At 64.2% G+C, this 12,513-nt stretch carries 8 protein-coding genes; 4 read left to right on the top strand and 4 right to left on the bottom strand.

Going from position 1 to position 12,513, the window contains the following annotated elements; genetic code table 11:
- The first annotated feature begins 14 nt into the window (after positions 1 to 14).
- The gene (locus tag GSQ88_RS11900; protein WP_159007945.1) at positions 15 to 461 is read left to right on the top strand and encodes an NfeD family protein; all 447 of its coding nucleotides are present in this window, start codon (positions 15 to 17) and stop codon (positions 459 to 461) included.
- 1 nt (position 462) lies between these two features.
- On the opposite strand, the gene GSQ88_RS11895 is transcribed toward GSQ88_RS11900, so the two are convergent.
- Positions 463 to 792, bottom strand: coding sequence for a winged helix-turn-helix transcriptional regulator (locus tag GSQ88_RS11895; protein ID WP_159007976.1), 330 nt, complete (start codon positions 790 to 792; stop codon positions 463 to 465).
- An 84-nt stretch (positions 793 to 876) separates the two neighbouring features.
- Between GSQ88_RS11895 and GSQ88_RS11890 the strand changes: the two genes are divergently transcribed.
- Positions 877 to 1,425 carry a carboxymuconolactone decarboxylase family protein gene (locus tag GSQ88_RS11890; RefSeq protein WP_159007944.1) on the top strand — a complete coding sequence of 183 codons (549 nt, stop codon included), beginning with the start codon at positions 877 to 879 and terminating at the stop codon, positions 1,423 to 1,425.
- 172 nt (positions 1,426 to 1,597) lie between these two features.
- Here the strand turns inward: GSQ88_RS11890 and GSQ88_RS11885 are convergent, their stop codons facing one another.
- Positions 1,598 to 2,614: a KpsF/GutQ family sugar-phosphate isomerase gene (locus tag GSQ88_RS11885; RefSeq protein WP_159007943.1), complete on the bottom strand. Its 1,017-nt coding sequence runs from the start codon at positions 2,612 to 2,614 to the stop codon at positions 1,598 to 1,600.
- A gap of 222 nt (positions 2,615 to 2,836) precedes the next feature.
- Between GSQ88_RS11885 and GSQ88_RS11880 the strand changes: the two genes are divergently transcribed.
- Complete coding sequence (locus tag GSQ88_RS11880; protein WP_159007975.1) at positions 2,837 to 4,588, top strand: outer membrane beta-barrel protein; 1,752 nt, start codon at positions 2,837 to 2,839, stop codon at positions 4,586 to 4,588.
- Positions 4,589 to 4,756: 168 nt separating this feature from the next.
- On the opposite strand, the gene GSQ88_RS11875 is transcribed toward GSQ88_RS11880, so the two are convergent.
- On the bottom strand, positions 4,757 to 6,214 hold the full coding sequence (locus GSQ88_RS11875) for a glutamate synthase subunit beta (protein ID WP_159007942.1): 1,458 nt from the start codon (positions 6,212 to 6,214) through the stop codon (positions 4,757 to 4,759).
- A gap of 145 nt (positions 6,215 to 6,359) precedes the next feature.
- Positions 6,360 to 11,102 carry a glutamate synthase large subunit gene (gene gltB, locus GSQ88_RS11870; RefSeq protein ID WP_159007941.1) on the bottom strand — a complete coding sequence of 1,581 codons (4,743 nt, stop codon included), beginning with the start codon at positions 11,100 to 11,102 and terminating at the stop codon, positions 6,360 to 6,362.
- Positions 11,103 to 11,592: 490 nt separating this feature from the next.
- Between gltB and GSQ88_RS11865 the strand changes: the two genes are divergently transcribed.
- Entirely contained in the window at positions 11,593 to 12,339 is a 747-nt protein-coding gene (locus GSQ88_RS11865) for a hypothetical protein (RefSeq protein ID WP_159007940.1), read from the top strand.
- Positions 12,340 to 12,513: the final 174 nt, after the last annotated feature.

Genomic DNA, 12,513 nt, shown 5'->3' with positions numbered 1-12,513 from the left:
CGAAAGGTCGCACGATGGCCGAGATGTTTTCGACGCTGGGCACCTGGAACTGGCTGATCTTCGGCATCATCCTGATGGCGCTGGAGCTGGTGGCGCCGGGCGTGTTCCTGTTCTGGCTCGGCCTCGCGGCGCTGTTGGTCGGCCTGTTGTCGTTCGTCGTGCATCCGTCGTGGCAGTTGCAGATCCTGATGTTCGCGGCCTTCGCCGCCGCCGCGGTGCCGTTGTGGCGGCGTGTGGCGCGCGGCCATCATGGCGCCAGCAAAAGCAATCCGTTCCTCAACAAGCGCGCCGATGCGCTGGTCGGCCGGGTCTTTACCCTGGAAAAACCGATCATCGACGGCGCCGGCACGGTGCGGATCGACGACACGATCTGGCGCGTCGCCGGCCCCGATGCCCCCGCCGGCAGCCGGGTCAGGATCGTGCAGGCCGATGGTGCCAGCCTGACGGTGGCTGCGCCCTGAATCAATTCGCCGGGCGTTTGCTCCAGCGCTCGGCGAAGCGATTGAGCGGCATGAACTGGTCGAATAATTCCCGGCCCAGCTCCGTCAGGCGATAGCCGCTTTCCTGCACAAGCTCGACCAGGTCCGCCTCGCGCAAATCGGTCAACCGCGCCTGAAGCACGGTCGGTGAGGCGTCATCGCAGGCGGCGCGCAGCGCGCGCGAGCTCAGCGGTTGTTCGCGAAGCTCCCAGACGATCCGCAAGGTCCATCGCCGTCCCAGCAGATCGAGCAGCGCCATGATCGGCCGGCCTGAGCTCGAGCCGCGCACCCGGCGTTTTTTCCTGGCAGCCATCTGTTTGGGCAAAGCAGGCCTCCTTGCGCTTCGCTACAGATAATGTAGCGGTGTGCTACGTTTATTGTAGCACAGGAGTCCGCGATGTCACGTATTGCACCGCTGCAGCCGCCTTATGATCAGGATATCCAGGCGCAGTTCGACCGCATCATGCGTGGCGCGCCGCCGCTGATGCTGTTTCGTGTTATCGCCGGCCATTCGCGCGCCTGGGAGAAATTCCGCGCCGGCGGCCTGCTGGACAAGGGACCGCTGTCGTTACGGGAGCGCGAGATCGTGATCGACCGGACCTGCGCGCGGACCGGATGCGAATATGAATGGGGCGTGCATGTCGCGATATTTGCCGATGCGGCGGGCCTAACCGATCACCAGGTCCGCGCCACGGTGCGGGGCGCGGCCGATGCGCCGTGCTGGACCGCGGCCGAGCAGGCGCTGATCGCGACCGTCGATGCGCTGCATGAACGCGCCAGCTTGAGCGACGACGAATACAAGGCGCTGTCGGCGCATTATGACAACGCGAAAATCTTCGAGATCATGCTGCTGTGCGGCTTCTATCGCACCGTGTCATATCTGGCGAACGGGCTGGATCTGCCGCTGGAGGAAAAGGCCGCAAGGTTTCCGGAGGCGACTAACTAAAGTCTCGTCGTTCCGGGGCGCGCTCTCGCGCGAGCCCGGAATCCATAACCCCAGTATTGCTGTTCAGAACCGAACGCTGCCACCGGGGGTATGGATTCCGGGCCTGCGCCAAGAGGCGCATCCCGGAATGACGGCTGAGACAGAGATAACTGCGGAGGTCGAACGAGGGCCTTTACGCCACGCCGGCGCGCAGGAAATCGTGTAGGTGCACGATGCCGACCGGCTTTCTGGCCTCGGTCACGATCAGCGTGGTGATCTTCGCCGAATTGAGCATTTCCAGCGCTTCGCTGGCGAGCAGGTCGCGGTCGATGGTCTTCGGGTTCCGGGTCATGATGTCGTCGACCAAAGCGGTCATCAGATCGGGCCGCGTGATGTGGCGGCGCAAATCGCCGTCGGTGACGATGCCGACGATGTGGCCGCGCCCATCGATGATGCCGACACAGCCAAAACCTTTCGACGACATCTCGACCAGCGCGTCGGACATTTTGGTGCCGAGCGGCCGCAACGGCACCGCGTCGCCGGCATGCATCAGGTCGCGGACATATTTCAGCATGGCGCCGAGCTTGCCGCCGGGATGCAGCACGCTGAAATCCACCGAGGTAAAGCCCCGGCCTTCCAGCAGCGCGATCGCTAGCGCGTCGCCCAGCGCCAGCAGCATCAGCGAGGAGGTGGTGGGGGCGAGATTATGCGGGCAGGCCTCGCGCGCCTTGGGCAAGGTCAGCGCGACATCGGCGGCCTTGCTCAGGGGCGATTCGGATTCCGCGGTCATCGCGATCAGCGCGATCCGGAAACGCTTGGCGTAGGTGATCAGGTTCTTCATTTCCGGCTGCTCGCCGGACCACGACAGCGCCACGATGACGTCGTCGGCGGTGATCATGCCGAGATCGCCGTGGCTGGCCTCGGCGGAATGCACGAAGAAGGCGGGCGTGCCGGTCGAGGCAAAGGTAGCCGCGATCTTGCGCGCGACGTGGCCGGACTTGCCGAGACCCGTGACGATCACCCGGCCCTTGGCTTCAAGGATCAGGCTGACGGCGGCGGCGAAAGCCGACCCCAGCGGGCCCTGCAACGCCGCCGCGATCGCGGTGACGCCGCTGCCCTCGGCGTCGAGGGTCCGCAACGCCGATTGAATGGCGGCGTTGGCGCGGTCGGAGCCGGATGATTTTGCCATCAGCGGTTTCGTCTTGGCCATCTGTGATTCCAGGGAAGTGGGGCCGCTCGCCGGCCCATGCTTGAGCTTGACGGCCTTCCTAGCACGGCCGGCTCGGCGATGCGACGCGGGGGCCGCCGGTTCTCAACGCCTCATTAACCATAATTGTTTTAACTCCATTAACGACATTTTCCACAGCCGTATTCGCGCGGGCGTGGGGCTTGATCGCCAAGTAATTGAATTCGTTGGAGTATCTTTATCGTGATGTCGGGTCCAGCCACGGGCCGCCGCAAGCGCGCATCGAGTTTACGCGCGTCTTTGCCGTGCCTGACGCTGACCCGACTGACATTAAGTTGTCTTGCGCTGATCGCCTTCGATCAGACCCTGGCGCAGGCCCAGAGCATCACCCCCGATTTGTTTCGCCCGGTGCAAGGCGGCTTCGTGTCGCCGCAGGATTTGCCGTTGCGCAAGACCGCGGCCGGCGGTGATCCCAACGCCAACACCGACGACGACCAGCTGCGTGACCCCGACAACAAACCCGCGCCATCGCGAATCGGGCAGATTCCGCAATATGGCCTGCCTCCCGCCAGCGGGGCCTCCGCTTCCGGTTTTGACTCGCTTAATCGCACGCTGAAGAAGCCGAAACTTTATCCGGGGCAGGCCAAGACGAAACCGTCGCCCGGTCCGGGCACGCCGCCGCCATCGCCACCGAAGCTCAACGCCGCCGGCCAATTGCGGCTGTCGATCGCGCCATCGGAATCCGCCAACAAGACGCCGCTGCCGCCCGCGATGGCCGGCACCGTGGACGGTCAGCCGTCGCGCAGGCGGCTGAAAGTGGACGACGATCCATTCGGCCCGGTCGGCGATTATGCCGGCGGCTTCCTGATCAAGTCCGCGGTCGAGGTCAGCGGCGGCTATGAGACCAATCCCGGCCGGCTCCCGGAGCCGAAAGGCGCGCCGTTCTGGGTGGTGGCGCCGGAGTTTTTGGCGCAGTCCGACTGGGAGCGTCACGCGCTGGTCGCCGATCTCAGGGGCTCGTTCACGGGCTATGGCAACAGCCTGCCGCCGATCGTCGATGGCGCGATCTCGCCATCGCCGACCGATGTCTCGAGGCCGAGCTTCACCGGCCATGTCGACGGCCGTCTCGATGTCACCCAGGACACCCACATCCTGTCGGAAGTGCGCCTCCTGCTGTCCACCGACAATCCGGGCAGCCCGAACATCCAGACCGGGCTCGCCCGCTATCCGATCTACACCACGCTCGGCGGCACCTTCGGCGTCGACCAGAATTTCAACCGCCTCAACATCTACGCCGGCGGCACCGTCGATCGCACGGTGTATCAGAACTCGACGCTGACCGACGGCACCACCGCCACCAACGACGACCGCAACTTCAACCAGTATGGCGGCATCACCCGCGCCAGCTATGAACTGACGCCGGCCGTGAAGCCGTTCGTCGAGGTCGAGGGCGACAGCCGCGTCCACGATCTCGCACTCGACCGCAACGGTTTCGCCCGCGATTCCACCGGCGGCTATGCCAAGGGCGGCACGTCGTTCGAATTCTCGCGGCTGTTGACCGGCGAAATCGCGGTTGGCTATGAGGCGCGCGACTATGCCGATTCCCGCCTCGGCCGGCTGGAGGGCCTGCTCACCACCGCGTCGCTGACCTGGACCGCGACGCCGCTGACGACGGCAAAATTCTATTCCGACACCCAGATCGGCGAGACCACGCTGCCGGGCACCTCAGGCGTGCTGGTGCACACCTACACCGTCGAGGCCGATCATGATTTTCGCCGCTGGCTGACCGCGATCGGCAAATTCACCTTCGGCACCTACGACTATCAAGGCGACGGCCGCTCCGACAAGACCTACAGCGTCGAGGGCGATCTGATCTACAAGATGACCCGCAATCTCTGGATCAAGGGCTCTGTGCGCCGCGACATCCTCAACTCCAACATCGCCGGCGCCAGCTCGGCATCGACGATAATGATGCTGGGTGTGAGGGTGCAGAATTGACGGCGGTGGGTTCGCGCGGTCGCCTCGCCGTTGGCCGTCATGGCCGGACTTGATCCGGCCATCCATCCCTTTAAAAAATGCTCTTACGAAGATCGATGGATACGCGGGTCAAGCCCGCGTATGACGACCGCATTTGCTGCGGGTGCTTTCGTTACACGCCGGCAAACCTCACCTCGGCAGATTCGTCGTCCCCATCAAATGCTGGTCGATCGCGCGCGCGCACAGGCGCCCTTCGCGGATCGCCCACACCACCAGCGACTGGCCGCGGCGCATGTCGCCGGCCGAGAACACGTTCGGCCGCGAGGTCTGGTAGTCGGTCATGTTGGCGCGCACGTTGCCGCGCTGGTCGAGATCGACGCCGAGCGTCTTCAACAGGCCCTCATGCACGGGGTGCACAAAACCCATCGCCAACAGCACCAGTTGCGCCTCGAGCTCGAACTCGCTGCCGGCGATCGGCTTGAACTTGTCGTCAACCTGCACGCAATGCAGTTTGCCGACCTGGCCGTCGCCGCCGGAGAATTTCTGCGTCAGCACCGCGTATTCGCGCCGCGCGCCTTCGGCCTGGCTCGACGAGGTTCGCATCTTCAGCGGCCAGTTCGGCCAGGTCAGGCCCTTGTCCTCATGCTCCGGGGGAGCTGCCATGATTTCGAGCTGCGTCACCGACAACGCGCCCTGCCGAAACGACGTACCGATACAGTCCGAGCCGGTATCGCCGCCGCCGATCACCACCACATGCTTGCCGCCGGCGAGAATCTCCGCGTCCTTGCCGAGCGGCTCGCTGGAGACCCGGCGATTCTGCTGCGGCAGAAAATCCATCGCGAAGTGAATGCCGCCGAGGTCGCGGCCGGGAATCAACAGGTCGCGCGGCGCCTCCGAGCCGCCGGTCAGCGCCAGCACGTCATAGTGGTTCAGCATCTCGCGCGGATCGATCGCGCCCTGCGAGGTGCCGCCGACCGCGTTGCCGTAATGGAATATGACGCCTTCGCCTTCCATCTGGGTCACGCGGCGGTCGATGACATGCTTCTCCATCTTGAAGTCGGGAATGCCGTAGCGCAGCAGGCCGCCGGCCTTGGCGTATTTCTCGAACAGATGCACCTCGTGGCCGGCGCGGGCCAGTTGCTGCGCGCAGGCCATGCCCGCCGGGCCCGAGCCGATCACGGCGACCTTCTTGCCGGTCTTTTGAGTCGCGATTTCCGGCTTGAGCCAGCCGCTGTCCCAGGCGCGGTCGACGATCGCGCATTCGATGGTTTTGATGGTGACCGGATTGTCGTCGATGTTGAGCGTGCAGGAGGCCTCGCACGGCGCCGGGCAGATCCGGCCGGTGAATTCCGGAAAATTATTGGTCGAGTGCAGATTGCGCGAGGCTTCTTCCCAGTTGCCCTGGTAGACCAGATCGTTGAAGTCCGGAATCTGGTTGTTGACGGGGCAGCCCGGCGTACCCGGCGCCACCGCGCCGGTGCCGTGGCAATAGGGAATGCCGCAATTCATGCAGCGCGCGGCCTGGTCGCGCGTCTCTTTCTCGCTCAGGGGAACGACGAATTCGTTGTAACTTTTGACGCGCTCGGCCACCGGCGCATATTTGCGATCGTGCCGCTCGATCTCGAGAAAACCTGTAATTTTGCCCATTACACCCGACGCCCCTGCAATCGTGCTTCGTATTCGTTGCTTGTCCCGTCATTGCGAGGAGCGAAGCGACGAAGCAATCCATGCCTTGAGGTCCAATGGATTGCTTCGCTGCGCTCGCAATGACGGCTGAGAGTTCCTCGTTGTATCACGCCCCGATCGCGATCTTCGGCTCGGCGTCGGCGTTCTTTGCCTTCAATTCCTTCAGCGCGCGGCGGTACTCTACCGGCATCACCTTGCGGAATTTCGGCAGCCATGTCTTCCAGTCCGCCAGGATGTCGGCGGCGCGCTTCGATCCCGCCAGCTTGGCGTGGCGTGTGATCAGGATGTGCAGCCGCTCGACGTCGGACTCGAGCAGGTCCTTGAACACGTCGACCCGGCCATGGGCTTCGAGGTCACCGGTGTGGTGATAGGTGTCCTCGTTGATCATCTCTTCCGAGACCACGGGTTCCAGATCGATCATCGCCATGTTGCAGAGCTTTTCGAAGTCGCCGGCTTCATCCAGCACATAGGCGACGCCGCCCGACATGCCGGCCGCGAAGTTGCGCCCGGTCTTGCCGAGCACCACCACGATGCCGCCGGTCATGTATTCGCAGCAATGATCGCCGGCGCCTTCGACCACGGCGACCGCGCCGGAGTTGCGCACCGCGAAGCGCTCGCCGGCGATGCCGCGGAAGTAGCATTCGCCTTCGATCGCACCGTACATCACGGTATTGCCGACGATGATCGATTCCTCCGGCACGATGCCGGAATTGGCCGGCGGCTTGACGATGATGCGGCCGCCGGAAAGGCCCTTGCCGACATAGTCGTTGCCTTCGCCCTCGAGTTCGAAGGTGATGCCGCGCGCCAGCCACGCGCCAAAGGCCTGACCTGACGTGCCTTTCAGGCTGACCTGGATGGTGTCATGCGGCAGGCCGGCGTGGCCATATATTTTCGCCACCGCGCCGGACAGCATTGCTCCGGCGCTGCGGTCGGTGTTGTTGATCTCGACCTCGAACTTGACCGGCGCGCCGCGGTCGAGGGCTGGCCGCGAGTTTTCGATCAGCTTGCGGTCGAGCACCGCCTCCAGATGATGGTTCTGGCTCTCGGAGTGATAGATCTTCTGGCCGGGCAGTTCCTTCTGGCGCACGAACAGCTTCGAGAAGTCGAGCCCTTTCGCCTTCCAGTGCGCCACCAGCTTCGACTGGTCGAGCATCTGGGTCTGGCCGACCATCTCGTTGAAGCTGCGGTAGCCGAGCGCCGCCATGATCTCGCGCACTTCCTCGGCGACAAAGAAGAAGTAGTTGATGACGTGCTCCGGCTGGCCGGTGAAGCGCTTGCGCAGCACCGGATCCTGCGTCGCGACGCCGACCGGGCAGGTGTTGAGATGGCACTTGCGCATCATGATGCAGCCGGCCGCGATCAGCGGCGCGGTGGCAAAGCCGAATTCGTCGGCGCCGAGCAGCGCGCCGATCACGACGTCGCGCCCGGTGCGGAACCCGCCGTCGACCTGGACCACGATGCGGCTGCGCAGCCGTTCGCGCACCAGCGTCTGGTGGGTTTCGGCGAGGCCGATTTCCCACGGTGAGCCGGCGTGCTTGAGCGAGGTCAGCGGAGCCGCACCCGTGCCGCCCTCGTAGCCGGAAATCGTGACGTGGTCGGCGCGCGCCTTGGCGACGCCGGCCGCAACCGTGCCGACACCTATTTCGGAGACCAGCTTGACCGAAACCTGGCCTTCCTGATTGACGTTCTTGAGGTCGTAAATGAGCTGCGCCAAATCCTCGATCGAATAGATGTCGTGATGCGGCGGCGGCGAGATCAGGCCGACGCCGGGTGTCGAATGCCGCACCTTGGCGATGGTCGCGTCGACCTTGTGGCCGGGCAATTGGCCGCCTTCGCCGGGCTTGGCGCCCTGCGCCATCTTGATCTGCATCATGTCGGAGTTGACGAGATATTCCGTCGTCACCCCGAAACGGCCCGAAGCGACCTGCTTGATCGCCGAGCGCATCGAATCGCCGTTGGGCATCGGCTTGTAGCGATCGGATTCCTCGCCGCCTTCGCCGGTGTTCGACTTGCCGCCGATCCGGTTCATCGCGATCGCCAGCGTGGTGTGCGCCTCGCGCGAGATCGAGCCGTACGACATCGCGCCGGTGGCGAAACGCTTGACGATCTCTTTGGCGGATTCGACCTGGTCGAGCGGAACAGGTTTGCGCTTCTCGTCCTCGGCGGTCTTGATCTTGAACAGGCCGCGCAGCGTCAACAACCGCTCGGACTGTTCGTTGAGGATTTTCGCGAATGCGCGATATCGCTCCAGCGAGTTGCCGCGCACCGCGTGCTGCAACGTGGAGACGGATTCGGCGGTCCAGGCGTGGTCCTCGCCGCGGGTGCGGTAGGCATATTCGCCGCCGACGTCGAGTGCTGTCTTGTACACCGGCGCTTCGCCGAACGCATCGGCATGGCGGCGCGCGGTTTCTTCGGCGATTTCGGCAAGCCCGACGCCCTCAATGCGGGTGTGGGTGCCGACGAAATATTTTGCGACGAACTCCGCCTTCAGTCCGACCGCGTCGAAAATCTGCGCGCCGCAATAGGACTGATAGGTCGAGATGCCCATCTTCGACATCACCTTGAGCAGGCCCTTGCCGATCGACTTGATGTAGCGCTTGACGATCTCATAATCGTCGAGCGAGCCCGGCAGGCGTTCCTTCATCGCGATGATGGTCTCGAACGCGAGATAGGGATTGATCGCCTCGGCGCCGTAGCCCGCCAAACATGCGAAGTGATGCACCTCGCGCGGTTCGCCGGATTCGACCACGAGGCCGACCGAGGTGCGCAGCCCGGTACGGATCAGATGATGATGCACGGCGGCGCAGGCCAGCAGCGAGGGGATCGGAATCCGGTCCGAGCCCGCCATGCGGTCGGACAGGATGATGATGTTGACGCCCTCGCGGACGGCAGCCTCCGCGCGCGCACACAATTCGTCGAGCACCTGCTCGAGGCCGGCGGCGCCGAAGCCGGCATGGAAGGTGGTGTCGAGCGTGCGCGACTTGAAATGGCTTTCGGCGACGTCCGAGATCGAACGGATCTTTTCCAGATCGGCGTCGGTCAGGATCGGCTGGCGCACTTCGAGGCGTTTGGTCGAGGCCAGGCCCTTGAGGTCGAACAGGTTCGGCCGCGGCCCAATGATCGAGACCAGGCTCATCACCAGCTCCTCGCGGATCGGATCGATCGGCGGGTTGGTGACCTGTGCGAAATTCTGCTTGAAATAAGTGAACAGCGCTTTCGATTTGTCCGACAACGCCGAGATCGGCGTGTCGTTGCCCATCGAGCCCGCGGCTTCCTCGCCGGTGGCCGCCATCGGCGTCATCAGGATGGTGATGTCTTCCTGCGAATAGCCGAACGCCTGCTGACGGTCGAGCAACGGCAGGTTGGAGCGCATGCCCTTGGTCGGCGCATCCCGCAGTTCTTCCAGCACGATCTGGGTGCGGCCGAGCCACTCGCGATAGGGATGGCTTGCGGCAAGCTGCGCCTTGATCTCGTCGTCGGGGATGAGGCGGCCCTCTTCGAGGTCGACCAGCAGCATCTTGCCGGGCTGCAACCGCCATTTGGTGACGATCTGGTCCTCGGGGATTTTCAGCACGCCCATTTCGGACGCCATGATGATGCGGTCGTCTCGGGTCACGAGGTAGCGCGCCGGGCGCAGGCCGTTGCGATCGAGCGTGGCGCCGATCTGGCGGCCGTCGGTGAAGGCGATCGCGGCGGGGCCGTCCCACGGCTCCATCATCGCGGCGTGATATTCGTAGAACGCGCGGCGCTGCTCATCCATCAGCGGATTGCCGGCCCAGGCTTCCGGAATCATCATCATCACCGCGTGCGGCAGCGAGTAGCCGCCCTGCACCAGAAATTCGAGCGCATTGTCGAAGCAAGCGGTGTCGCTTTGTCCCTCATAGGAGATCGGCCACAACCGGCTGATGTCCTTGCCGTACAGCTCCGAACTGACCGAGGCCTGCCGCGCCGCCATCCAGTTGACGTTGCCGCGCAGCGTGTTGATCTCGCCATTATGCGCGATCATCCGATAGGGATGCGCCAGCGACCAGGTCGGGAAGGTGTTGGTGGAAAAGCGCTGATGCACCAGCGCCAGCGCGCTCTCGAAATCCGGCTCGTGCAGGTCGGGATAATATTTGCCGAGTTGGTCGGCGAGGAACATGCCCTTGTAGATCACGGTGCGGCACGACATCGAGACCGGGTAATAGCCGGCGAGGCCGCGGTCGCGGCGCTGGTAGATTGCCTGCGAGATCGACTTGCGCAGGATATAGAGCCGGCGTTCGAACTCATCGTCGGTCTTGGCGGCGCCGTTGCGGCCGATGAACACCTGCATGTTGGCAGGCTCGGTCGGCTTCACGGTCTCGCCGAGCGAGGAATTGTCGGTCGGCACCTCGCGCCAGCCGAGCAGCGTCAATCCTTCGGACTTGATCTGGTCGGCGACGATGCTCTTGATGACGTTACGCCACGCCGTCTCCCTCGGCATGAACAGTGCGCCGATGGCATATTCGCCCGGCGTCGGCAATTGGAAGCCGATCTCGGCGGCCTTGCGCGCGAAGAAGGCGTGCGGAATCTGCACCAGGATGCCGGCGCCGTCGCCGGCGCGCGGGTCGGCGCCGACCGCGCCGCGATGTTCGAGGTTGCAGAGAATGCTGATCGCGTCGGATACGATCCCGTGCGATTTCTTGCCCTTGATGTTGGCGATGAAGCCGACACCGCAGGAATCCTTTTCGAGGCTGAGGTCATAAAGACCTTCGGCCGGCGGTCGCCAGGTGTGCTCGCGCTGGATGTTGTCGTCGGCCGGTTTCGAGGCCGGGCCGGCCGACAGCGCATCGGTGATGATGTTTTCGCGCTCGAACTGCGACCCACTCATCTGGCGTCCTCTCAATAAGGCCAGGGCCTCACCGTTGTCAGCGGCACACCTTGGGCGTCTACGGCACCCACCGGGCCACCGCTCGTCCTCCGCGAGCCACAATTTCAGAATTAAGGCCTGGGCGTTCCCTGGGCGTTCAACGTCCCGGAGGAACGACCTTGCCTTTACGTTCTGGCGCATGGGCGCCTGACTTTCGTTGCAATCCCTGTGCCGGGCCTGCACCGCAATTGAGACAGCCATGCTGTCCTAACCTCGACCATGCCAAATTTTTTTCTATCATACAAGCGCGCCAAAGTCGCTGGCCGCATGCGCCTCCGTCACGCCAAGTGGACCCTATTCTTGGGATTTGACGCCCCGGATTTGAAGCAAACGCGCCGCGATCCGGCCCAAGGTCCGCCGGAATCGGCGGTGAAATTGCCTGGGGAACAAGGGAGCGAAAATGCTCCGGGGCGTTGGGTCAGGTATCAGACAGTCACAGGAGCGATGGGCGATGAAGCGGTTCACGGGATGGGCGATGTCGGCGGGGCTGGTTCTGGCCGCCACATCGGCAAATGCTCAGATGCTGGCGCCAATTGAATGGCCCATTGAAGTAGCGGGCTCGCTGGTTACCACCGTCTCGGATATCGGTGGGACCTATGCCGAGGCCATGCTGCCAGGTGAGGGGCCGAGCTTGCTGCCCGGAACCGAGGTCTACACGGTGGTTCGCGAGAACGGGTATTCGCCGCTCGGAATTCCGCAGCAGCACGGCTATTTCTACACCATCGCGGTGATCGATCGCGGCGGTGCAGACGGGCGGCTGGTGATCGATGCCCGTGACGGCCGGATCGTCCGCTTCGTGCCGGCCTATCGAGTCGGCAGCAATTACGATGAGGCGGTGCCGCCCGCCTATCCGGCAGGGGCAGGACCGTTGCCGCCGATCAATCAGGCTCGCGGCGTGCCGCGACCGCCGGCGTCGGTGCCGCATGTGGCGAGCCGCACGCCGTCGGTGCCGTTGCCCAAGGCGATGCCGCCGCGCGCCGGGGAGCCGCCGGTCGCCGCCAAATCCGACGCCAATTCCGGCGCCAAGTCCGATCGTGGCGCCGCCCCGCCGCCGCCGCAGGCGATGGCGATGCAGACCAAGCCGGTCGAGCTGTCAAAATCCCCGCAAAATACCGCTCCGGCCCCGATCGACACCAAACCCGCCGGCCAACAGATCCAGCCGACGCAGGAGATGCCGAAGGTGCAGGGGCTGGAGTAGCGGGAAAATCTTGCGTCGTCCCGGCCTCCGCGCCGGGACCCATACGCCGTGTCGTTCCGATTAAAAACGAGCGTTGCGGCGTTCGCGCTCCAAGATGCAAGCGCCAGGGGTTATGGGTCCCCGCGTTCGTGGGGACGACGAAAACCAACAAAAAACGCCCCGGTTGCCCGGGGC

This window comes from Bradyrhizobium sp. S69 (assembly GCF_009766005.1).
Classification (GTDB): Bacteria; Pseudomonadota; Alphaproteobacteria; order Rhizobiales; family Xanthobacteraceae; genus Bradyrhizobium.
Note: the sequence above shows the minus strand (reverse complement) of the source record. Positions and strands in the feature narration are given on the sequence as shown.